Below are 22534 nucleotides of genomic sequence, written 5' to 3' on the forward strand. Positions count from 1 at the left end.
TTAAAAATCCCCCTGTTCCGCAGCCTCAACATCCATGCTGATGTCGGCGCTTTTTACTGAATGAGTCAGAAATCCGAGTGAAATATATTGGACGCCCGTTCCTTTATAAGCGGGCAATGTGTCGAGCGTTATGCCTCCGGATGCTTCCGTTTTGATATGGCCAGGTGTCATGTCTGCAAAACGCCGGACGGACTCAGGCGGACAGTTGTCAAACATAATAACGTCTGCGCCCGCTTCTATTGCCTCAAGCAGCTGCTGTTCGGATTCGATTTCGACTTCCACCGCAAGCATCTGCCCCGCCGTTTTTCTTGCCCGCTCCACGGCCGCCTTTATCGATCCGCAGGCGGCAATATGATTATCTTTTATCATGATGCCGTCATATAAGCCGAAGCGATGATTAAAGCCGCCTCCGACCCGAACGGCGTATTTTTCCAGCATTCTGAGCCCGGGTGTCGTTTTTCTCGTATCACAAATCTTAATGGACGGATCATCAAGACGCCTTTTGGCCTCATCCGTCATTGTCGCAATGCCTGACATTCTTTGTATGAGATTCAGAATGACCCGCTCCCCCGTAAGAAGAGCCGCCGTCTGGCCTTCCATTTCAGCGAGCACGTCTCCTTTTTTCATCCGTTCTCCGTCTTTTTTCAGGGAGCGGATGCGGATGTCATCGTGTAAAAGCTTCCATCCTTCACGGATAACGGCTTCTCCGGCAAACACGCCGTCTGTTTTTGCGATGATTCGCGCTTTACATTGCTGATCAGAAAAAATCGCTTGTGACGTCGCATCACCCGTTCCGATATCTTCCTGAAAAAAATAAGTCAGCATTTGTTTCAGCTGCAGAATGTCCATAGTTCCCCAATCCTTTCGTTTTTTCTGATAACTGTTCCAGATGTTGAATGAATGATTTGTTTTCCGTGCCACTCTTTCTCCGTCCCGGGAAAATCAGCGCGAAAATGAGCGCCCCTGCTTTCTTCCCGAATAAGGGCTGAGGTCACAACAAGTTGCGCAGTCTTCCATAGGCAGGATAGCTCGGCTTGTTCTATTGTGATATCCTTCACATTTATATGACGCACAGATACGTTGTTAAGCCAGGATGCCAGCGCCTGCATGTTTTCTTTATCCCTGACGATGCCCGCTCCGGTTGTCATTTTGGCTTGGAGCACATGAAGCGATGTGTCCGGCACTTCTAAGATGACGTCAGATTTCTTCGGGGTTTTTTTATATCTTCCGTTTAACGGCGTTTGAGTGATATGTTCAGCACATCGTTGCCCGCTTGCCAGCGCTTCCAGCAGTGAGTTGCTCGCAAGGCGGTTCGCCCCGTGCAATCCTGTGCAGGCGGTCTCGCCTATGGCGTACAAATCAGGCACGGACGTTTTCCCCCAGGTATCGGCTTTTACTCCGCCCATTAAAAAATGCATTCCGGGTGCTACAGGAATCCCGCTTTCAAGATCAACACCGGCTGTTTGACAAATACCTGTTATGGTCGGAAAACGTTTCTTAAAATCGGCTATTCTGCTGCAATTTATAAAAACAGGATTTTCTTTCATCATTTCTTCATAAATCGCCCGTGAAACCACATCCCGGGGCGCCAAATCTTCTAGCGCGTGTCTGCAAGCCATGATCCTGCGCCCGAAGCGATCCGCTAAATATCCGCCTTCTCCTCTCACTGCTTCAGAAATCAGGCCGTACACAGTCCCGTTTTTCACAAGGAGGGTCGGGTGGAACTGGGTGAACTCCATATCCGTGATCTCAGCTCCAGCGCGGAAGGCAAGAGCGATGCCGTCTCCCGTTATGGCGGAATCATTTGTGTGATATTGGTACAAACTGCCGCAGCCGCCTGATGCAAGCACTACACAATCCGCTCTTCTGTAAGAAACAGCGCCTGAAGCATCCATTACGGCAACGCCTGCGCATCGTCCGTGTTCAATCAGAAGATCAACAACCGTCTCGTGTTCAATGATCCGTATGCCGTCCCTCAGCTGCTGAACCAGAAACTCAACCAACATCCGTCCGGTCGCATCTCCCCCGGCGTGCAGAATCCTCCTTTTCGAATGAGCGCCTTCCCTGCCGAGACAAAACGTTCCGTCCGACTTCGTATCAAAAGGGAAATGGCCTTCTATCAGCCTGTTTATCATGCTCTGTCCGCTTTTCAGCAAATGCCGCACGGCTGTCACGTCATTGTGTCCGCATCCCGCATACAGTGTATCGTTCACATGGGATTCTAAAGAGTCATCTTTTGCGTATGAAACAGCAATCCCGCCTTGAGCATAATGCGAATTGCTGTTCGTTACGCTTCTCTTTGTGATGACGGTCACTTGGTATGACGGAGGAAATGAGGAAGCACAGGCAAGGGCCGCCGTCCCCGAACCAATGACGATAATTGTTTTTTCAGACATACATCACCCTCCTGTTATTTACACCTGTCTTGACACATATATTTACACAACGATAAAATAAACTCAAGCTTTTTTTTAACATAAACGGATAGGAGACGGGCTGTATGATTTATCTTGATTACGCGGCGGGAGCGCCTTTAAGCAAAGAAGCCGCGAAAGTCTTTCAGCATCTCAGCACAGAGGTATACGGCAATGCAAGCAGCCTTCATGACGCCGGAGGAAGAGCGGCGGACGTGCTGGAATATTGCAGACATTCTGCAGGAAAATTGATCGGCGGAGCGGCAGACGGCATTTACTTTACAAGCGGCGGAACGGAAGCGAACATCTTGGCCGTCCAATCATTGCTGCACGGTCTGCCCGATCACAAAAAACATTTTATTACGACCGCAATGGAACACCATTCGATCCATAATGCCGCGGCGTTTTTAGCTGACCGGGGAATTGATGTCACCATCATATATCCCGACGAAAACGGCCTTATAACCGAAGACATACTGGCGGCTCATATCCGTCCTGACACGGGGCTCGTTTCCATACAGCACGCCAATTCAGAAACCGGCCTCATCCAGCCTGTGAATCGTCTGGCCGCTTTTCTTCACCAGAGAAACATTTTGCTTCATTGCGATTGTGTTCAAAGTTTCGGCAAACTGCCGATTGATGCGGATCAGGCGGGAATCGACGCCCTTTCCGTCTCCGGTCATAAAGTATACGGCCCGACAGGCACCGGGGCTGTTTACATTCGGCCCGGTGTCAGCTGGAACCCGGTTTATCCGCATACCGTGCATGAAAACGGGTTCAGGCCCGGTACGGTGAATGTACCGGCAATCGGCGCTTTTACCGCTGCTGCGGAGTATGCAGTGAAACATATGGAGGAACACCGTGAGCATGCTGACAGGCTGAGGAATTATTTGTATGACCAAATTCGGCGTCAAGGCCTCCCCATTTCATTTTCAGAGGAAGAAACCGGCGGTGAATGCCTGCCCCACATTGTCGGGTGTTTTTTTCAATCCTTTGAAGGACAATATATTATGTTAGAATGTAATCGTAACGATATTTGCATCTCAACCGGGAGCGCATGTTCCGCCGGCAGCCACGGCCCTTCTTCAGCTATGAAGGCGCTGAGAAAAACCGAACGGGAAGCGCGGCAGTTTTTCCGGATCTCATTCGGAAACGAAACAACATGTGAACAGCTCGATATGCTGATACATACATTTACGGCGCTATGGGAGCAAAAGAAAGGAGAATCAGCAATTTGACAGAAGGAACGAAGCTTACAGGGGCGAAAAGACGCGACATGCTGCTTCATTGGCTGAAAGAAGCCGGCTCGCCATTAACAGGAGGCGAATTGGCCAAAAAAGCAAATGTCTCAAGACAGGTGATCGTGCAGGACATATCACTCTTGAAAGCAAAAAACGAGCCGATCATCGCGACGAGCCAAGGCTACTTATACATCAGCATGAATGCCGGCGGCGGAAATAACGCCGAACGGATTGTCGCCTGTCTGCATGGCCCGGAGCGGACGGAAGAAGAGCTTGAACTCATTGTCGATGAAGGCGTCACCATAAAGGACGTAATTATTGAACACCCCGTGTACGGCGATTTAACCGCCGCCATAAGAGTCAGCACACGGAAAGAAGTCAAACAATTCATGGATCACATTAACTCGACAAATGCCGCTTACCTTTCACAGCTGACCGGAGGCGTGCACCTTCATACGTTAAGCGCCCCGACAAAAGAGCGGATTGACCAAGCCTGCCAAGCGCTGAACGACGCGGGTATTTTAATAAAAGATTAAAAAAAAGCCCCCTGAAGGGCTTTTTTTATATCGAATAGGATTGATATGTTCCCAGAAGCTTGACCCGGCAGCCGAGGGCTTCCATCTCTTGAACGGCACCGGGAATGAGAACCTGATCCATCGCCTGTTCAATATCAATAATAAAGAAATAGTTGCCGAGACCGGTTTTTGTCGGGCGCGATTCGATCTTTGATAAATTCAGGTTTCTCCATGAAAAAGCGGACAGCACCCTGTGCAGCGCACCTGATTGGTCATCTTGGGGAAGCGTTACCATCATCGTCGTTTTCGGCCGTGAAGACAGTTTCGCATTCACTTCGAATGAGACGTCTTTTTCAGGTGAAAGAATGACAAATCTCGTGTGGTTGTCCTGATAATCCTGAATATCCCGCTTCACGATGCTCAATCCGTATGTAGCGGCGGCCATTTCATTTGCAATCACGCCGATCGGAAGGTCCGAATGCTCACTGACATACTTGGCAGCCGCACCTGTTGACTTCGCATACTCATAAGGAACGGACGAAAAATGCCGGTGAAGAAATTTGTGGCATTGCGCAATCGCATGGGAATGAGAATAAATTTTCTCAAGCTTTTTCCACTCATTTTCTCTCGAAGGGTGAACGAGCAGATGCTGGTGAATCGGCAGCGTCATTTCCCCCACAATCGCAAGAGGCTGCTCATGAATCAAATAGTCAATCGTTAAGTTAACCGAGCCCTCCAGCGCGTTTTCCAAAGGAACAAATGCAAGATCAACTTCTCCCGCAACCGCCGCATCCATGCATGCCGGTATTGTTTGATAAGGTGCTTGTGTCACGCTGTTTTGAAAGCAGGAACTGACTGCTAGATGTGTAAATGTGGCTTCTGGCCCTAAATAACCGACTTTCATGTCTCTTCTCTCCTTACGCGCCTGACCCTAAGATCTCAACTTTTTCTATAAAATCAAATTTTCTCAGTTTATTCATTAACGTATGAATGTTTTCTTCCATTGCGGACGTACTGATTGAGAGCGTGACATTCGCCCTGCCCTGAAGCGGAATCGTCTGGTGAATGGAAAGCACGTTGCTTCCTGAGTCAGCCACCGCCTGCAAAAGCTGGGATAACGCGCCTGACCGATCCTCCAAATGAAAGAAAAGTGTGATTATTTGTTCTTTAACCATCGTGTAAAAAGGGAAAACCGCATCTCGGTATTTGTAAAAAGCACTTCTGCTTAAATCAACTTTCTGCACGGCATCTGCAACCGATTCAGCCTTTTTTCTGTCCAGCAGCTTTTTGACTTCAAGGGTTTTCCGCATCGCATCAGGCAGAACGTCTTCACGCACTAAATAAAATGTCTCTTCTTTCACCTGCACCCCTCCCTTTTACATCAGAGAGCCTGCAATGCAAGCTCTCCGTTTTTTTAATCAATAAATTCAAATTCAAATTCCAGAAGCCGGATGATATCGCCGTCTTTAGCACCGCGTTCTCTGAGCGCTTCATCAACGCCCATACCGCGCATCTGTCTTGCAAAACGCTTGACGGATTCGTCACGGGAGAAGTCAGTCATTTTAAAGAGGCGTTCCAGACTGTCACCTGAAAGCACAAACGCACCGTCCGGATCACGGGTAATGTTAAATGGAATTTCTTCGTCTTCCATCGTGTACATTACGCGGTTTTCCGCCAGTTCTTCTTCATCATACAGCGGGAATTCAGGCGTTGTTTCCAGCTGGTTGGCGACTTCAAACAGAAGATCGCGGAGCCCTTCTCTCGTCACCGCGCTGATCGGGAAGACAGGATGGTCATCCTGAAGCTTTTCTTTAAACGCTTTAAGATTTTCAGCCGCTTCGGGCATGTCCATTTTATTCGCAACGATAATTTGCGGACGCTCCGTCAGCCGCAGATTATATTCACTGAGCTCCTGATTAATGGTCACATAATCCTCATACGGATCGCGGCCTTCGATCGCTGACATGTCAATGACGTGAACGATGACACGCGTCCGTTCGATATGGCGGAGAAATTGGTGGCCTAAGCCGACTCCTTCATGCGCTCCTTCAATCAAACCGGGCAGATCCGCCATGACGAAGCTTCTTCCGTCATCCGTTTCCACCATGCCCAGATTCGGAACAAGCGTTGTAAAATGATAATCGGCGATTTTCGGCTTTGCCGATGAAACGACAGACAGAAGCGTAGATTTTCCGACGCTCGGGAAGCCGACGAGACCTACGTCTGCAAGCACTTTCAGTTCAAGCACGATATAGCGCTCTTTTCCGGGCTCTCCGTGCTCTGACAGCTGCGGTGCCGGGTTGGCCGGTGTCGCAAAGCGGGTATTTCCGCGTCCGCCGCGTCCGCCTTTTGCGATGACGGCGCGCTGCCCGTGCTCAGTCAGATCGGCAATGACCTGTTTTGTATCGTCATCCGTTACGACTGTGCCGGGCGGAACTTTAACAACCATATCGTCCGCATTTCTGCCGTGCTGGTTTTTAGACATGCCGTGCTCGCCGCGTATCGCTTTGAAATGCCGCTGGTACCGGAAGTCCATGAGCGTGCGCAGTCCTTCATCAACCTCAAAAACGACGTCGCCTCCATTACCTCCGTCACCGCCGGCAGGCCCGCCTTTCGGGACATATTTTTCACGGCGGAACGCAACCATTCCGTTACCGCCGTCGCCGCCTTTTACATATACTTTCACCTGATCTACAAACATAATATCCTCCGTTCTAAACCGTAAAAAACCGCTAGTTCATTCCAATTTCGGCCACACATTCATGGCCGGTCAGCTCAAATTGCATGACATCAAAGTCCTCATACCGGGATTTGCGAAATTCATCAAACACATCTGCATTTGCAATCGTTCCATGAAAATCGAGATATACAATAAGCTGTCTGTCAGGGTGATCCGTCTGCAGCGATACGGTCAGATGATTTTCACTTTCATTGCTTACTGCCAGACCGAACAGATGAAACAGTTTTCTCATCAGGTTCGACAGCTTTTGATCATATGCCGATAAATCTTTAATTTCTCCGAGCACTTCGTATTCGAGTCTCATATAACGGGACTTCCAATTAAATGTAAGAAAGTCAAACGCCAAGTGCGGGGCTTTCAGGTTTGAGAGCTTTGATTCGTGCTTTGCATCTATGACCATTTCGTCAATAATTTCAACGACCCTGTCATACTTCTGCAAACTTAAGTTTCCTTTTATCAGCTGCAGCTTATTCATCCAATCATGACGGAAATGGCCCATTAATTGGATCAGCTCATTGATCAGAGCCGCATCGCTTACAGGTTCTTCTTGTTTCTTCGATACATCCTTCATTTTCGCACTCCCAATCGTTTAATTTCTTTTTAGGAGTCTTGATAAGTGTGTACTATGAATTATAACAGAGAAGGCTTTGTTAAAAAAACACTTGTTTTTCCTGGTTCATCATGTTCCTTTTTCGGATCGCATACAATGCGGATGCCAGGCAGAAACATTTTTGGTATCACTGCTTGGGGAACATATCCAGTGGGTATGGGAAGCTGATGTCCTCATTCAAGGCGGGGTTCACTCACGCATCCTCTGCTTTTCATTCTTGATGTTACTCCGCTTACTGCAAAAAAAACTCCAGTCAACGACCGGAGTTTTTTGTGTCATTATTGAGCTACAGGATATACGCTCACTTTTTTGCGGTCACGGCCGAAACGTTCGAATTTAACAGTTCCGTCGATTTTAGCAAAAAGAGTGTCATCTCCTCCGCGGCCCACGTTTTCACCTGGGTAGATTTTCGTTCCGCGTTGACGGTAAAGGATAGATCCGCCTGTTACGAATTGACCGTCTGCACGTTTAGCGCCTAAACGTTTAGATTCAGAGTCACGTCCGTTCTTTGTAGAACCTACACCTTTTTTAGAAGCGAAAAACTGAAGATCTAATCTAAGCATGTAACTCACCTCCTATATTTGGTTTGCAGTCAACCGTAAGTGTTCACTGTAATCCCGCTCGATCGTTTCAAGAGAAACAATCATGCCTTCAATCAGCAGCTGCGCTTTTTGCAAAGCTTCCTGATCAGCGGCTTCAGGGAATTCAAAGTAGAAATAACCCCCGTCCTCGCCTATATCAAGAATCGGTTCGAGAGGAGCCAGCGCGATAACCGCATTGACCGCTCCGAAAACGACAGCTGTGACCCCGGCACATACGAGATCTCGTCCATGTTCAGCAAAATCGGCATGTCCCGTCATTTCAAAGGACAAAATGCCCCCGTCATTCCGGGATCTTCGAATTGTTGCCTCAATCATGCTTACGCGTTGATTTTTTCGATTGTCAATTTAGTATAAGGCTGACGATGACCTTGTTTTTTATGAACATTTTTCTTTGGCTTGTAACGGAAAACAGTGATTTTTTTCGCACGGCCTTGTTTTTCAACTTTAGCTGTAACTGTCGCGCCTGCAACTGTTGGGTTGCCGACTTTCACGCTGTCTCCGCCAACAAACAATACGTCTTCAAACGTCACTGTTTCACCTGCTTCAGCAGCAAGTTTTTCGATGTAAACAGTTTGACCTTCTTCAACTTTGATTTGTTTTCCGCCTGTTTTAATGATTGCGTACATTCTCTGCACCTCCTATTAGACTAAGACTCGCCAGCAACAGGGGGCTTTAAAGCTCTTATCACCTGTCCCGAGCGGTTGTAGCATTGGTGCTACATCCATAACATTAAAAAATATATCAGAACCAAAAGGATATGTCAATCTATTTCTAGTAAGGCAGCAGCAGGTCTTCCATAGAGGAATCTGTCCGTTTATCGGCAAAATACGCATGAAGCACTTCATTTTCATCGAGCTGGCTGAGCTTTTCGCCGGCTTTTTCAATGATAATGGGGTGCTTGCATCCCCGTTTGAATTCGGCCATGACATGCTTTACTTTGGCATCGGCCGCGACCGTCAAAGGATGCAGCATGGCGACATCACGGTTTTTGCCGTAGTATCTCTCCAAAAGAAACCTCAGCTGAATATAGTGCCGCTTCCGGTATTCATCCCATAAAGAAGCGGTGAGAAAGACGAACAGCACCCATGCGCTGACCTGAAGGGGGACGGCCAGCACAATCCAGCAGCAGAGCAAAAGCGCGGAAACGGCCGATGTCTGCAGGCTGAGGAGATGCGCTTTTTGAAAAGCCATTTGTTTAGAAAAGTATAAAAACACAAACTTTCCGCCGTCAAGCGGCCAGATCGGCAAAAGATTGATGAAAAGAATGGAGAGATTATAAAAGGTAAACATCTCAAATGTCTGCTCACTTGCAAAACCTGACATGAAAAAGAGCCAGGCTGCCGCCTGAAGCCACACATGCTGAAGCGGGCCCGCCAGAATGACCGCGAATTCCTCTTTAAGCGGCCGGTTTCCATGCTCCTCCACCTCAACCGTCCCGCCGAAAGGGAGCAGAAAGATTCGTTTAATGCGCCACGAAAAAAACACAGCCAGAGCAGCATGCCCCAGCTCATGAACGGATACGACCAGCAAAAGACACAGCAGCGCTTTGATGTGCCCCGTCATAAGACCAAGCCCCATGATAATCCAAAGAAAAGGATGGACATGAACTTTGAAAAGGAGGCTGAGCCATTTATTCATCAAAAGTGATCACCTGGATCGGATCTATGAATTTATCGCCATCCTGGATCGCGAAATAGTACTGGCCTTTACTTTTATCGTTGAGCTTGATCGAACCGATCTTTTTCCCTTTATCGACAAAGTCGTACAATGAAACGTTAACATCTTTTAGCCGGCCGTAAATGCTGCTTGTATTGTCGGCGTGCTGCACCTTCACCGTCAGTCCTGTTTTTTTATCTTTGCTCACTTCCATAATGTAGCCTTCTTTTACGCTGTCAATGGCTTCACTGGCAGTTTCGACGACGACGCCCTCTCCGTTATTTTGAAAGTCCTGCTGGATTTTCCCCGCGGCAGGAACAGCCATATCCTGACTGACCGCCACCTGACCGTCCTTCTTTTTCGTTCCCGGCGTAAGAAAAGCGAGCGGGTTTCCGAAGGAAGATACGAACCAATTGCTTACGGCAGCAAACTGAAATTCTTTTTGAAAGGTTTGTGCGATCGCCGGTTTGATCTGACTCAGCGGCTGTTTGTCAGTTTTATAGGCAATAGCGGAGATCAGTACGAGACAGGCGGCCAGCAGGCATTTTAAAATAATAGAATGAGCGCTGATCAATGGATGCCGTCCGTTAAATTCGGGCGGGTGTTCCGTTTGATATTCGTAGTCCGGTAGAAGCTTGTGCTTTTCCTGCTCCTTGACCGTCTGCCACGCGGGAAAATTCTGCGTTTGGGCGTTTTGAACGAAAGTCCGTTTTGATTCAGGCCGCTGTTTTCTTCTTTTGGCCAGTCTTTTTCTAATTTCATCAGCTCTGTGACTCATCGCCATCATCCTTTGCAATCGTTGGGTTTGTACATCCTATGTCTTGTCCATTGCAAATATGCGCTCTTGAAAAACAAAAAAGACCTGATAAGCTGGGCTTCATCAGATCTTTGTATTCTGGTATATATTATGAACGCACGCCGAAAAATGACTTGATTTTCGCCATCATCCCTTTTTGCTGCTCTTCAAGCACCTGCAAAGGAACGGATTCTCCTAAAATGCGCCGGGCGATATTGCGGTACGCAATGCTGGCGCGGTTTTTGGAATTCATGGCAATCGGTTCGCCGATATTTGAAGCCCTGATCACTTCATCATCGTCAGCAACGATTCCGAGGAGATCAATAGACAGATGATGAACAACTTCATCCACATCCATCGTGTCACCGTTTTTCACCAGGTGATTTCTGATGCGGTTCACGATAAGGCGCGGCGGTTCGATATCTTCCTGCTCCAAAAGTCCGATAATGCGGTCAGCGTCCCGCACCGCTGATATTTCCGGCGTCGTCACAACAATCGCCTTATCAGCTCCGGAGACGGCATTTTTATAGCCTTGTTCAATTCCGGCCGGACAATCAATAATGACATAATCAAATTCCTGCTTAAGCTCCTGCACAAGCGATTTGATCTGCTCAGGGACAACAGCCGTCTTGTCGCTTGTCTGGGCAGCCGGCATTAAATGAAGCAGATCATCAAAACGTTTGTCTTTGACAAGCGCCTGATGCGTCTTGCATCTGCCTTCAATTACATCTACTAAGTCGTAAATAATTCTGTTTTCAAGACCCATTACGACATCAAGGTTGCGCAGTCCTATATCTGTGTCTACCAAACAGACGCGCTTCCCTAAAATGGCTAAGGCGGTACCGAGGTTTGCAGATGTTGTTGTTTTACCTACTCCGCCTTTTCCCGAAGTTATTACGATAGCCTCACCCAATTTCACATTCCTCCCTCAAGCCTTGTTAGATCAGGTCTTAAATGAGCCAATTGCTGAAGGCGTTCAATGACCATATTTCCGTCAGTATCTAAATAAGCACATTCCATGTCGTTCCCTTTTTGAATGTGGTCTGGGGAGCGATTTAACACGTGATTGATCCTCAATTGTGTCGGCATCATTTCGGATGCGGCGATCACAGCCCGGTTATTTCCGTTATAACCCGCGTGGGCAATCCCTTTTAATGAACCGAGAACAAATATATTTCCTCCGGCTCTGATCGTACCGCCGGGATTCACATCTCCGATTAAAAGCAAATCTCCCGTCACGTGAAGCACCTGGCCCGAACGGACGATTTTGCAAACAGAAACAATTTCCTGCTCCTCTATCATCCGCTGCGCTTCTTCTTTGGCGATGACTTCACTGTCAATTGAATGCACGACTAAATCTTTCTTTGACGCGATCAGATCAGTCAGCTGCTCTGCCTGTTCCTGATACAGATACCGATGCCCGAGTTTAATATGAACACTGATTTTTTGGCCTTTGCCATCAGTATATTGTTCAATCGACAGCATGTTTTGAAGACCATCGAGAAGCTCATCAAAAGAACACGCATCATCCAGATGCAATGTTAAGCCGTTTTTTGTTCCTTTTATTGTTACATATTGCTGCTTTTTGGTCTTCATCAATGTTCACCTCAACAACATACTCTTTTCGTCAAAAAAAGATAAAATCCTTTTTACTCATCTCTTAATTCTTTCTTCAGACTTATATAAAACAGCCTGAAGGGCAGGACTAATATAACGGCTCCCGCAATATTCAGCAAAGCGGTGGGCAAGAACCGCTGAATGACAAAATCGTTAAACGTCATTGTGCCGCTGCGGATTAACGTCTGAATGCCGTAAACGTAAAATTCAAGCACGCATACGCTCAGCACCGCGACCAAAATGACCATCAGGGCGTTTGTCTGAAGCACTTTAAACGCTTTGGCCGCCAGATAGCATAAACCGGCAAAACCAAACATATAAACGCCTAAAACACCCGTATAATTAATGTCATAAAGAAATCCGAAAATCAAACCGTAGATCACCGCATGCTTTTGGTTGATATAAGCGGACATAAAAATCAGCGCAAGCAAAAGAAAATGCGGAACGACCTGCTGCTCGACGGAAACGAAAGGAAAACGCACCAGATCGGTATAGATGCTTTCCGCACAAAAGACCAAAATCATAATCAAAGGGAGAAGGAAACGTTTCACGATCCTTCCTCCCCTGTTGCTACGCTTCGGTTCACGACGATGACATGGTCAAGATCGTACAGGTCGGCAGCCGGTTTCACGTAAGCGATTTTCGTCAGGCCGTAAGCATCTGATTCTACATCGGTCACTTCCCCGACCGTCAGCCCTTGAGGAAATACGCCGCCCGTCCCGGATGTCTCCACGAGGTCGCCTTTTTTCACTTCACGTTTTTCATCCGGCTCAAGAATGGTCATTTTCAGAGTCTGTTTCTTTTTATCATACCCTTCAATTAAACCGTAGCCTTTGCTTCCCTTTTTGCCGGAGATTTTGGTGGCCACTCTGTTATTGCGGTCAACATCGCTCAGCAGCTGAACGGCGGATGTGAAACTGTTGAGTCCGCTGCTTTTGATCTTCCCGACCAGCGCACCCTTTTCGTTCGTGACAGCCATGTCTTTGGCCACTTTCTGCTTCGTTCCCTTATTGATCATGATCTGCTTGTACCATTGATCAGGGTTTCTGGCGATAACGGTCGCTAAAATCGGATCATAGTCGGAAATTGATTTGACATGCCCGAGTTCATCACGCAGCTTCTTGTTTTCATCTTTGAGTTCTTGGAGCTTCGCTTCATATTGTGTCTGTCCGTCCAGCTTTTGTCTTAAGCGTTCGTTTTCCTTGTACGTGTTTTTCAGGTCTTTTATGTCCCCGAAGAACCCTGCAAAATATTCGGCAGGCGTGTGAAAAATGTTTTGAAATACTCCCGTCGTATCACCGATCAGCTTTTCAGGCCAGGTGGTATTACGGCCGTTCTTCAGCGAGAATCCAATCATAGCCACCAATATGATAATACACAGAAGTAATAGCATTAACCGTTTGTTCGGCATCGTGATACACCTCTTCTATTTAACTCCTGATTATCTTGTTTTTCCTTTGAAAAGATGGATGTGCTCCAGTGCTTTTCCAGTGCCGATCGCAACACAATCCAGCGGATCTTCAGCGATAAGAACAGGCATTTTCGTTTCGTCACTGATGACTTTGTCGAGATTGCGGAGCAGGGCGCCTCCCCCTGTTAATACAATACCTCTGTCCATAATATCAGCGGCCAGCTCAGGCGGTGTTTTTTCAAGCGTGCTCTTCACCGCGTCAACGATTGAGAGAACTGTATCACGCAGTGCATTTGCAATTTCCGTTCCCGTGATTTCGATCGTTTTCGGCAGACCTGTCAGAAGATCGCGGCCGCGGATTTCCATTGACGCATTTTCTTCACCGGTTTCTGCTGAACCGATTTCCATTTTAATAGCTTCCGCCGTACGGTCACCGATCATCAGATTATATGTTTTTCTGATATAGCTGATGATTGAGTCGTCCATTTCGTCACCGGCTACGCGGATTGACTGAGACGTAACAATGCCGCCTAAAGAAATGATCGCCACTTCAGTTGTTCCGCCGCCGATATCAACGACCATGCTGCCCGTCGGCTCCCATACCGGAAGATTCGCGCCGATTGCTGCCGCAAACGGTTCTTCAATCGGATAAGCGTCACGTGCGCCCGCTTGTCTTGTCGCGTCGATGACCGCCCGTTCTTCAACGGCCGTAATACCTGACGGCACACACACCATAACGTAAGGCTTTCTCGCAAACAATCCTTTATTTTTCACAGCCTGATTAATGTAGTATTTCATCATTGTCGCAGTTGTTTCATAGTCAGCGATAACGCCGTCTTTCATCGGACGGAGCGCAACCACATTGCCCGGAGTTCTTCCGATCATGTTTTTCGCATCGTTACCGACCGCAACGATGGACTTCGTATCCGTTTGCAGAGCAACGACAGACGGCTCTCTCACTACGATTCCTTTTCCTTTAACAAACACAAGCGTATTCGCGGTTCCCAAATCTATACCAAGGTCTCTTGTACCAATTCCGAACATATGTATGTATCTTCCTTTCTTAAAGCAAAAATACCCTAAAGGGAAAAACTCATAAAATCTATTATATCTTAAATCAACGAAAAAAAAAGTGTTACAAATATCCTTTTTCCTTTAAACTCACAAATTTTTTGTCACCAATGACCAAATGATCCAGCAGCTCGATGCCGATTAAATTTCCGCACTCAAAAAGCCGCCTGGTTACCTCTATATCTTCCCTGCTCGGTGTAGGATCTCCTGAAGGATGATTGTGAACACAAATGAAGGACGCGGCGGATCGTTTGAAAGCTTCTTTAAACACCTCCCGCGGGTGGACAATAGATGAATTCAGACTTCCGATAAAAACGGTGCGTTTATGAATGACTTGATTTTTGGTATTTAAATATAAACAGACAAAATGCTCCTGGGATAAAAAGCGCATATCCTCCATCACATACTTCGCCCCGTCTTCCGGAGAGCGGATGACGCAATGCTCCCCGGCGGATGTCTTATGAATGCGGCTCCCCAGCTCAATTGCGGCAAGAATCTGAACGGCTTTCACCGTGCCGATTCCGGGAATGCTGGAAAGCTCCTGGGCAGAGGCGCCTTTTAACAGTCGCAGCCCGTCAAACGTCCGCAGCAGCCGGTGAGCGAGGTTCATGACGGACTCATGTTTCGTTCCCGTCCGCAGCAGGATGGCGAGCAATTCATTGTTAGAGAGATGTTCGGCTCCGAAGTGCAGAAGCCGCTCTCTCGGTTTTTCTTTTTCGGGGAAATCTCTTAATTTTAACGGCAGATCACGGATGATCAACCCCTCCTTGTTCCCCTTCCCGGTTTGAACATCAAGCTTTTATATTAAATTCTTTCAAGGCTCTCATTGTTTTAGCGACAGGAAGCCCGACGACAGAATAAAAATCACCGTCTATTTTTTTCACTAAAAGCGCGCCTTTTCCTTGGATGCCGTATGCACCTGCTTTATCCATCGGTTCTTTTGTTTCAATGTAGAGCTGTATGTCGTCTTCACTGAGCGGCCAAAACGTCACTTCCGTCGTGTCACAGAACGTTTCTTTCCGGTCATGCGTCTGAATGCTGACCGCCGTAATGACTTGATGGCTTCGGCCGGAAAGCCTCCGCAGCATGTGTGCCGCTTCTTCTCTGTCATGCGGTTTGCCGAGGCATTCGCCGTCTATGCACACCATCGTGTCAGCCCCGATAACGACTGCATCGAGATTTTCGGCCAATACAGCACCGGCTTTTTGCTCGGCCAAACATTGGACGTTTTCTTCCGGCGAAAGGTTTCGATTTAATTTTTCTTCTGTGCGGCTTGCAATAATGCTGTAAGGAATCTGAAGAAGATTAAGGAGTTCTTTTCTTCGCGGAGATTGTGATGCGAGTATTAAGCGTTTTGTCATGGTTGTCATCCTTTCAGGGTTTGCTTAAGAAAAAAAGATACTTGTCTATCCTACCAAATCTAACGGGCAACCACAATTTCAGAAAAATAACTTTTTGATGACAAAATAAAAAATCCCGCCGGATGACGGGAAATAAGATACTATTTTACAACACTTAAAAGCTCTTTTTGGGCTTTCCAGCCGGATTCTGAACCCGACGTTTCCAGTTCTTTCAGCGCTTGGAGCACGGCCTCTTTCTGCTTTTTGTCAGCGGCGTCTGCGCCGTCTGCCGCTTTTGCCGCTTCAGCTACTTCCGTTTTTGAAAGATCTTTGCCGGTAATCGCTTTGGCGGAGAGCTCAGATGCTTGTTTAAAAGAGTCTTTCAGCCCTGAATCGACCGCAAAGCTGAGCTCTTTTCCGCCCCAAGCCTCAAAATCATGGTCTATCAGCGTCTGGCCCAATTGCTGTGATAAGCTTTTTTCCGCGGCAAGCCCGGCGATCACATAAGTGTACCCGTCTTCTTTTGCCAAAGAAACGGCCGAGTATCCTTTTTCAGTCAGCTGGTCAACAAGCGTCTTCGCTCCTTTTTCTGATGAAAATTTTCCGGCCTGCACCGCATATGTTTTATAGTTTCCCTCTGAAGATTCCGCATCTCCTGTGCCGGCTGTTTCAGATTTGTCTTTAGAAACATCTCCCGCTTTCACCGTCTGCCCTTGTGAACCTTTGTCAGCTGATGCTGGAGCGGCGGCTTCTTTACTTCCCGACATATTTAAGGCGACAAGGCCGAGCCCGGTGCCTAAAACAGCCGCAACGGCAATTGTCGTGACCGCTTTTTTAACTGGAGAAGACGGCTGCTTTTTTTGCGGAAAATGAGGGCCTGTTTTTTTCTTCTGGTATGGCGGCACGACTTTCGGGTCATCTTCAAATACCTCAGAATTCTTCTCATGATCCCAATTGAAATCTTCTTCTTTCGGATCTTCATGGGAGGCGGCGGTCTCCTGCTCCGCCTTTTTTGTTTCTTCCCAATTGGAAAATGTGACGGTCTTCTCCCCGCCTTCATTCACATCTTCTTGTCCATACATCGTTTCTTCTTGTCCGTTAATGGTTACTTTAAGGGCATTGTTTTTGGCTTTGCTGTGCTTTTTGCTCTTCCTTTTTTTCAACGTCTCTTCCCCCTTGCATTCGTCTTGGCCGTACCTTGAACTGATCATGGTTCACACTTTAGCATAGGCGTAAAAAAAAAGAACAAGACTTTTGTCGTCTTGTCCAAAAAACGTTCGCCAAATTTTTTAAGCTCCGCCTGAAGCGAGCTTGATGTAAAACGAAAACAGCTCTTCACCGTATAAATAACTCAAAGCGCTCCCGGCTGAGATGGCCGGCGCAAACGGAAATGGCTGCTTTTTACCAAGCCTGCCCCGGGCTGCGGCGCACATGCCGTATACGGCTCCGATCATAACGGAAAGAAAGAATGCAATGAGCACGAGCTTCACGCCGAGCGTCAGGCCGATCACCCCAAACAGTTTCACATCACCTGCGCCGATGCCTCCTTTACTGACAAACATGATAAAAACAAGCAGAAAAAATCCGCAAACGGCTCCGGCAAACCCTGCATACCATGAATCCAGCGGAGAAAACATGCGGCCGGCGATGAAAAGCGGAAGAAAAAACAGCAGAACTTTGTCAGGAATCAGCATATATTGCAGATCCGTCATAGTAACAATCATGAGCAGAGACAGAAATAACAGCGCGACTAACAGTTCTTTTGAGAAACCGAAATGAATGCCTGCAGCCGTGAATAAACACGCCGTCCAGCATTCCGCCGCCGGATACATAACCGACAGCTTTGCACGGCAGTTTCTGCATCTGCCTCTTTGCAGAATATAAGAAACGACGGGCACAAGCTCCCCCCAGGAGAGCGGCAAGCGGCAAAACGAACAGGCTGAACGCGGCGAAATAACCGAGATTCGAAGCGGGATACGGCACGCTGCTGTATAAAAAAAAGAACCGAAAATCAAACCGAGAAAAAACAGAATCAAAAGCACTCAGACCACACCTTTACTATCAATCTGGCTCAGATTATAGCAAAGAAAAACACCATGACTGAAATGGCTGAAAATATATTTTCAGCATAAAAACACCCGGCAAAACCTAAAAAGGGTCTGCCGGGCATCCGAGGGGCTGTCAGATAAGCCGCTTTCTCATTTCTGAAATAAAATATAAGGAACCGGTAATGATGATGACATCATCCGCCCCGTCTTTTTGTTCTATCCATTCTTTCACACTGTCCGGGTTCTCATCGAAGCTCTTATCCGCTAGACTGCTTGCGTTATAAAGGGCTTCGGCGCTTGAAGCACGCGGAAAGTCAAATGATACAAAGTGAATGGAGTCCGTTTCGGTTTCCAGCTTTTTAATCATTTCCTGATACGGTTTGTCTTTTAATGCGCTGAATACGACATGAACGTTTTTATCGGCAAAGCGCTGCCTGATCGTTTCTGTCAGTGTGTCAACACCTTCTTCGTTATGTGCGCCGTCCGCAAACACTAAAGGGCGGTTTTGAAGACGTTCAAACCGGCCCGGCCATGATGCTTTTTTCAGTCCGTTTCGCATTGCTTCTTCAGAAATCGCTGCGGCTCCCAGACGATTCATCCATTCAGCGGCCAATATCGCCAATGCCGCATTCTGCCTTTGGTGAATGCCGATCAGCGACGTTTGAATGTTTTCATAGCATTTCGTTTCCGTTTCCAGCGAAAAGCTTTCACCGGACGGAAGCGCCGCTTCATTAAACAGTCTGCACGTTTTATATAGTGACTGATACGGAGCCTGCTTTTTTTCGGCTTCCGCTTCAATAACGCCGAGTGCTTCCGGCTGATTGACGCCCGTAATGACCGGAATGGAATTTTTAATGATACCGGCTTTCTGCCCGGCGATCTCCTCGATGGTATTGCCTAAAATCGCCATATGGTCATGTCCGATACTTGTAATGACCGACAGGAGCGGATTCACAATATTGGTTGAATCAAATGTGCCGCCGAGCCCCGCTTCAAAAATGACAAAATCGATATCAGCCCGCTTCGCAAAATATAAAAATGCACACGCTGTAATGATTTCAAATTCTGTCACCGTTCCGGCATCGGTCTTATCAAGCTCATCGACTATCGGTTTTATGTCATTAACGAGTGTTCTCCATTCCTCATCAGAAATCGGCGTGCCGTTGACGCTGATACGCTCATTAAACGTAATAATGTAAGGCGATGTAAACGTGCCGACCGTATAACCGGCTTCTTGAAGCACGGAACGGATAAAAGCGACGGTCGATCCTTTGCCGTTTGTGCCCGCCACATGAATAGCGCGAATGTTCTTTTCCGGGTGTTCCAGTTTTTCCATCAGCTTTTCCATACGGAGAAGGCCCGGCTTAACGCCGAACTTGAGTCTGCCGTGAATCCAGCTGATCGCTTCTTTGTACGTATTAAACAATGAAATCCCCTCTTTTATACGACAAGGCGGTTTCTTAGGAAACCGCCCCGCTGTTTTATCAGCCTTTCAGCTCTGCAATCCGCTGCCGGACAGCTTCGCGTTTTGCCGTGTAGTCTTTCTCTTTTCCGCGTTCTTCTTCAATGACATGCTCAGGAGCTTTTTTAATGAATCCTTCGTTGCCGAGTTTTTTCTGAACGCGTTCGACTTCTTTTGTCAGCTTGTCGAATTCTTTTTGCAGACGGGCGATCTCCTCATCAATGTTAATCAGCCCTTCAAGCGGCAGAATGACTTCCGCTCCGGTGACGACCGCTGTCATCGCTTTGTCTGCTGCAGTGATATCCGTCCCGATTTTCAGCGTGCTCGGATTCGTAAAGCGTTCAACGTAAGAACGGTTCTTCTCAAGGCGGCCGGCAATGTCTTCGGTAGCTGTTTTAATGTAAAGCTCAACCTGCTTGCTCATCGGCGTGTTGACTTCGCTCCGGATATTGCGGACAGAACGGATTAATTCAACGAGCAGTTTCATATCCGCCGCTGCCTCTTTATCCGTATGCTCCGGCACCGGAACCGGCCAAGAGCTGATCGTGATTGACTCGCCTTCATGAGGAAGGTGCTGCCAGATTTCTTCCGTTAAGAATGGCATAAACGGGTGAAGAAGACGCATCGTCTGGTCAAGCACGTATGCCAGAACAGAACGGGTTGTTTTCTTCGCCGCTTCATCTTCCCCGTACAGCGGAAGCTTCGCCATTTCGATATACCAGTCGCACACATCGTCCCAGATAAAGTTGTACAGGTGGCGTCCGACTTCACCGAATTCATAACGATCCGCAAGCTGTGTTACGTCTTCTATCGTTTCATTCAGTCTTGTGAGGATCCACTTATCAGCAACTGATTTTTCACCGGACAGATCAAGCTCGTCATACGTCATGCCGTCCATGTTCATTAATGCAAAACGGGAGGCGTTCCAAATTTTATTTGCGAAGTTCCATGTGGATTCCACTTTTTCATAGCTGAAACGGAGATCCTGTCCCGGTGAACTTCCGGTTGCCAGGAAATAGCGCAGGGAATCCGCTCCGTACTTGTCGATGACATCCATCGGATCCACGCCGTTCCCAAGGGATTTACTCATTTTTCTGCCCTGCTCGTCACGGATTAAGCCGTGAATCAGCACGTCTTTGAACGGACGCTCGCCGGTAAACTCAAGGCCTTGGAAAATCATCCGGGATACCCAGAAGAAAATGATGTCATATCCCGTTACAAGAACATCGGTTGAGTAATACCGCATAAAGTCTTCAGCGTTTTCATCAGGCCAGCCCATTGTAGAAAACGGCCAAAGCGCGGAGCTGAACCATGTATCAAGCACATCTGAATCCTGTTCCCAATTTTCGCTGTCTTCAGGCGCCTCAAGGCCGACGTACACTTCTTTTGTTTCTTTGTGATACCAAGCCGGGATGCGGTGGCCCCACCACAGCTGACGGGAAATACACCAATCACGGATATTTTCCATCCAGTGCAGGTACGTTTTCTCGAACCGGTCAGGAACGAAGTGAACTTTCTCTTCTTTTGACTGAAGGTCAACCGCAGCATCGGCCAGCGGCTGCATTTTGACAAACCATTGTGTGGACAGGTACGGCTCAACAACGGCGCCGCTTCTCTCACTGTGGCCGACAGAATGCATATGGTCTTCGATTTTAAAGAGAACGCCGGATTCCTGAAGATCTTTGACGAGTTTTTTGCGGCATTCAAACCGGTCCATGCCGTTATATTGCAGCGCTTTTTCATTCATTGTTCCGTCTTCATTCATGACGAGAATCCGCTCTAAATTGTGGCGGTTTCCGAGTTCAAAGTCATTCGGATCATGGGCAGGCGTGATTTTAACGGCGCCTGATCCGAATTCCATATCAACATAATCATCGCCGACGATCGGAATTTCGCGGTTTGTAATCGGCAGAATCACCGTTTTGCCGATTAAGTGCTTGTAGCGCTCATCTTCAGGATGAACCGCGACAGCCGTGTCGCCAAGCATCGTTTCCGGACGGGTGGTCGCGATTTCAATTGAGCCTGAACCGTCTGCTAACGGGTAGCGCAAATGATAAAACGCGCCCTGTACGTCTTTGTAAATCACTTCAATATCGGATAAAGCCGTTTTTGTGGCAGGGTCCCAGTTGATGATATATTCGCCTCTGTAAATCAAGCCTTTCTCGTACAACTTGACGAATACTTCCCGCACGGCTTTGTTCAGCCCTTCATCAAGAGTGAAACGTTCACGTGAATAATCGAGTCCAAGTCCCATCTTGGCCCATTGGCTGCGGATGAAATCAGCATACTCTTCCTTCCACTTCCACGTTTCTTCCAGAAACTTTTCACGGCCGAGGTCATAACGGCTTGTGCCCTGTTCGCGGAGTTTCGCTTCGACTTTTGCCTGAGTGGCGATGCCGGCGTGATCCATGCCCGGAAGCCAGAGCACGTCATAGCCCTGCATGCGTTTCATACGCGTAACGATATCTTGCAGCGTCGTATCCCACGCATGTCCGAGGTGCAGCCTGCCCGTCACATTCGGCGGCGGAATGACGACAGAATACGGCTGTTTCGTTTGATCGCCGCCCGCTTCAAAATATTTTCCTTTCAGCCAAAAATCATAGCGGCCTTTTTCAATCGCAGACGGATCATATTTTGTCGGCATTGTTTGTTCATTTGTATCCATGATAACCCTCCAGCATGTTTAGAAATGGCTGAGCAACTAAAAAAGAGCCTTCATCCTGATAAAGGACGAAAAGCTCTTTCGCGGTACCACCTTTTTTCATGAACAGATTTGTTCATGCACTTAAACGGATAACGGGTGCGGCCCGAATTTCTCTACTGTATGTTCAAGAAATTATGCTCCCGGGCGACCTTCCAATGAGACGGCATAAGAAGCCTTTCAGCACAGTAGCTTCTCTCTCTTCATGCGTCTTTCTTGTACTCTTCCCGTTCAAAGCAGGTGTATTTATATCAGCTCATGATCTTATTTATTATGTTCTTTATTATAGTAAAAGTGTTTTTGATTCGTC

The 22534-nt window shown here is 47.6% G+C and carries 24 protein-coding genes and 2 other annotated features; of the genes, 2 read left to right on the forward strand and 22 right to left on the reverse strand.

The annotated features are described in order from the left end of the window. Both nadC and nadB read right to left on the reverse strand, forming a co-directional pair. Nucleotides 1–849 carry a carboxylating nicotinate-nucleotide diphosphorylase gene (nadC, locus tag G4O42_RS12730; RefSeq protein ID WP_032873830.1) on the reverse strand — a complete coding sequence of 283 codons (849 nt, stop codon included), beginning with the start codon at nt 847–849 and terminating at the stop codon, nt 1–3. Then, nucleotides 831–2396: an L-aspartate oxidase gene (nadB, locus tag G4O42_RS12735; protein WP_032873827.1), complete on the reverse strand. Its 1566-nt coding sequence runs from the start codon at nt 2394–2396 to the stop codon at nt 831–833. Before nadB ends, nadC begins: the two co-directional genes overlap by 19 nt. Before the next feature lie 104 nt (nt 2397–2500). On the opposite strand from nadB, the gene G4O42_RS12740 reads away from it, so the two are divergent. Continuing rightward, nucleotides 2501–3652: an IscS subfamily cysteine desulfurase gene (locus tag G4O42_RS12740; RefSeq protein WP_032873824.1), complete on the forward strand. Its 1152-nt coding sequence runs from the start codon at nt 2501–2503 to the stop codon at nt 3650–3652. Next, a complete protein-coding gene (locus tag G4O42_RS12745; protein WP_032873821.1) occupies nt 3649–4191 on the forward strand; it encodes a transcription repressor NadR in 543 nt (180 codons plus the stop codon). Before G4O42_RS12740 ends, G4O42_RS12745 begins: the two co-directional genes overlap by 4 nt. 25 nt (nt 4192–4216) lie before the next feature. Here G4O42_RS12745 and pheA read toward each other — a convergent pair whose 3' ends face one another. The 20 genes from pheA to G4O42_RS12845 form a co-directional block, all read right to left on the reverse strand. Next, nucleotides 4217–5074, reverse strand: coding sequence for a prephenate dehydratase (pheA, locus tag G4O42_RS12750; RefSeq protein ID WP_003152668.1), 858 nt, complete (start codon nt 5072–5074; stop codon nt 4217–4219). A gap of 13 nt (nt 5075–5087) precedes the next feature. After that, entirely contained in the window at nt 5088–5531 is a 444-nt protein-coding gene (gene thrR, locus G4O42_RS12755; RefSeq protein WP_007408173.1) for a transcriptional regulator ThrR, read from the reverse strand. 53 nt (nt 5532–5584) lie between these two features. Further along, nucleotides 5585–6871 (reverse strand): GTPase ObgE, encoded by a 1287-nt coding sequence (gene obgE / locus G4O42_RS12760; protein ID WP_032873818.1) that lies wholly within the window; start codon nt 6869–6871, stop codon nt 5585–5587. A gap of 31 nt (nt 6872–6902) precedes the next feature. Further along, nucleotides 6903–7481: a sporulation initiation phosphotransferase B gene (locus G4O42_RS12765; protein WP_032873815.1), complete on the reverse strand. Its 579-nt coding sequence runs from the start codon at nt 7479–7481 to the stop codon at nt 6903–6905. A gap of 317 nt (nt 7482–7798) precedes the next feature. After that, nucleotides 7799–8083 (reverse strand): 50S ribosomal protein L27, encoded by a 285-nt coding sequence (gene rpmA / locus G4O42_RS12770; protein WP_003152662.1) that lies wholly within the window; start codon nt 8081–8083, stop codon nt 7799–7801. 12 nt (nt 8084–8095) lie between these two features. Then, nucleotides 8096–8437 (reverse strand): ribosomal-processing cysteine protease Prp, encoded by a 342-nt coding sequence (locus G4O42_RS12775; protein WP_012118103.1) that lies wholly within the window; start codon nt 8435–8437, stop codon nt 8096–8098. Nucleotides 8438–8439: 2 nt separating this feature from the next. Then, nucleotides 8440–8748 carry a 50S ribosomal protein L21 gene (rplU, locus tag G4O42_RS12780; protein WP_003152660.1) on the reverse strand — a complete coding sequence of 103 codons (309 nt, stop codon included), beginning with the start codon at nt 8746–8748 and terminating at the stop codon, nt 8440–8442. 13 nt (nt 8749–8761) lie between these two features. Further along, nucleotides 8762–8835: a sequence feature (ribosomal protein L21 leader region), on the reverse strand. A gap of 58 nt (nt 8836–8893) precedes the next feature. After that, a complete protein-coding gene (locus G4O42_RS12785) occupies nt 8894–9760 on the reverse strand; it encodes a M50 family metallopeptidase (protein WP_007612866.1) in 867 nt (288 codons plus the stop codon). Next, entirely contained in the window at nt 9753–10556 is an 804-nt protein-coding gene (locus tag G4O42_RS12790; protein ID WP_007408168.1) for a M23 family metallopeptidase, read from the reverse strand. Before G4O42_RS12790 ends, G4O42_RS12785 begins: the two co-directional genes overlap by 8 nt. 127 nt (nt 10557–10683) lie before the next feature. Then, nucleotides 10684–11487, reverse strand: a complete 804-nt coding sequence (gene minD, locus G4O42_RS12795; protein WP_003152655.1) for a septum site-determining protein MinD — start codon at nt 11485–11487, stop codon at nt 10684–10686. 2 nt (nt 11488–11489) lie between these two features. Beyond that, entirely contained in the window at nt 11490–12170 is a 681-nt protein-coding gene (minC, locus tag G4O42_RS12800) for a septum site-determining protein MinC (protein ID WP_032873813.1), read from the reverse strand. Nucleotides 12171–12223: 53 nt separating this feature from the next. Then, a complete protein-coding gene (mreD, locus tag G4O42_RS12805) occupies nt 12224–12742 on the reverse strand; it encodes a rod shape-determining protein MreD (protein ID WP_007408167.1) in 519 nt (172 codons plus the stop codon). Beyond that, the gene (mreC, locus tag G4O42_RS12810; RefSeq protein ID WP_007408166.1) at nt 12739–13602 is read right to left on the reverse strand and encodes a rod shape-determining protein MreC; all 864 of its coding nucleotides are present in this window, start codon (nt 13600–13602) and stop codon (nt 12739–12741) included. The genes mreD and mreC overlap by 4 nt, the downstream gene beginning before the upstream one ends. Nucleotides 13603–13632: 30 nt before the next feature. Beyond that, complete coding sequence (gene mreB, locus G4O42_RS12815) at nt 13633–14646, reverse strand: cell shape-determining protein MreB (RefSeq protein ID WP_003152647.1); 1014 nt, start codon at nt 14644–14646, stop codon at nt 13633–13635. A 91-nt stretch (nt 14647–14737) separates the two neighbouring features. After that, nucleotides 14738–15433, reverse strand: coding sequence for a RadC family protein (radC, locus tag G4O42_RS12820; protein WP_007408165.1), 696 nt, complete (start codon nt 15431–15433; stop codon nt 14738–14740). A 31-nt stretch (nt 15434–15464) separates the two neighbouring features. Next, complete coding sequence (locus G4O42_RS12825) at nt 15465–16034, reverse strand: Maf family protein (RefSeq protein WP_032873810.1); 570 nt, start codon at nt 16032–16034, stop codon at nt 15465–15467. Between the two features lie 140 nt (nt 16035–16174). Next, the gene (locus tag G4O42_RS12830) at nt 16175–17176 is read right to left on the reverse strand and encodes an SPOR domain-containing protein (RefSeq protein ID WP_032873809.1); all 1002 of its coding nucleotides are present in this window, start codon (nt 17174–17176) and stop codon (nt 16175–16177) included. Between the two features lie 126 nt (nt 17177–17302). After that, a complete protein-coding gene (locus G4O42_RS12835) occupies nt 17303–18055 on the reverse strand; it encodes a prepilin peptidase (RefSeq protein WP_012118107.1) in 753 nt (250 codons plus the stop codon). Nucleotides 18056–18194: 139 nt separating this feature from the next. Continuing rightward, nucleotides 18195–19487 carry a bifunctional folylpolyglutamate synthase/dihydrofolate synthase gene (locus G4O42_RS12840; RefSeq protein WP_032873806.1) on the reverse strand — a complete coding sequence of 431 codons (1293 nt, stop codon included), beginning with the start codon at nt 19485–19487 and terminating at the stop codon, nt 18195–18197. Nucleotides 19488–19545: 58 nt separating this feature from the next. After that, a complete protein-coding gene (locus G4O42_RS12845; protein WP_032873804.1) occupies nt 19546–22188 on the reverse strand; it encodes a valine--tRNA ligase in 2643 nt (880 codons plus the stop codon). Nucleotides 22189–22246: 58 nt separating this feature from the next. Next, nucleotides 22247–22468: a binding site (T-box leader), on the reverse strand. Nucleotides 22469–22534: the final 66 nt, after the last annotated feature.

It is taken from the genome of Bacillus sp. LUNF1, assembly GCF_011008975.1.
Taxonomy (GTDB): Bacteria; Bacillota; Bacilli; order Bacillales; family Bacillaceae; genus Bacillus; species Bacillus velezensis.

Coding starts and splice junctions, on each gene's coding strand:
- nadC (WP_032873830.1), bottom strand. CDS start 849: ATGGACATTCTGCAGCTGAAACAAATGCTGACTTATTTTTTTCAGGAA.
- nadB (WP_032873827.1), bottom strand. CDS start 2,396: ATGTCTGAAAAAACAATTATCGTCATTGGTTCGGGGACGGCGGCCCTT.
- G4O42_RS12740 (WP_032873824.1), top strand. CDS start 2,501: ATGATTTATCTTGATTACGCGGCGGGAGCGCCTTTAAGCAAAGAAGCC.
- pheA (WP_003152668.1), bottom strand. CDS start 5,074: ATGAAAGTCGGTTATTTAGGGCCAGAAGCCACATTTACACATCTAGCA.
- obgE (WP_032873818.1), bottom strand. CDS start 6,871: ATGTTTGTAGATCAGGTGAAAGTATATGTAAAAGGCGGCGACGGCGGT.
- G4O42_RS12765 (WP_032873815.1), bottom strand. CDS start 7,481: ATGAAGGATGTATCGAAGAAACAAGAAGAACCTGTAAGCGATGCGGCT.
- rpmA (WP_003152662.1), bottom strand. CDS start 8,083: ATGCTTAGATTAGATCTTCAGTTTTTCGCTTCTAAAAAAGGTGTAGGT.
- G4O42_RS12775 (WP_012118103.1), bottom strand. CDS start 8,437: ATGATTGAGGCAACAATTCGAAGATCCCGGAATGACGGGGGCATTTTG.
- rplU (WP_003152660.1), bottom strand. CDS start 8,748: ATGTACGCAATCATTAAAACAGGCGGAAAACAAATCAAAGTTGAAGAA.
- G4O42_RS12785 (WP_007612866.1), bottom strand. CDS start 9,760: ATGAATAAATGGCTCAGCCTCCTTTTCAAAGTTCATGTCCATCCTTTT.
- G4O42_RS12790 (WP_007408168.1), bottom strand. CDS start 10,556: ATGAGTCACAGAGCTGATGAAATTAGAAAAAGACTGGCCAAAAGAAGA.
- minC (WP_032873813.1), bottom strand. CDS start 12,170: ATGAAGACCAAAAAGCAGCAATATGTAACAATAAAAGGAACAAAAAAC.
- mreC (WP_007408166.1), bottom strand. CDS start 13,602: ATGCCGAACAAACGGTTAATGCTATTACTTCTGTGTATTATCATATTG.
- mreB (WP_003152647.1), bottom strand. CDS start 14,646: ATGTTCGGAATTGGTACAAGAGACCTTGGTATAGATTTGGGAACCGCG.
- G4O42_RS12825 (WP_032873810.1), bottom strand. CDS start 16,034: ATGACAAAACGCTTAATACTCGCATCACAATCTCCGCGAAGAAAAGAA.
- G4O42_RS12845 (WP_032873804.1), bottom strand. CDS start 22,188: ATGGATACAAATGAACAAACAATGCCGACAAAATATGATCCGTCTGCG.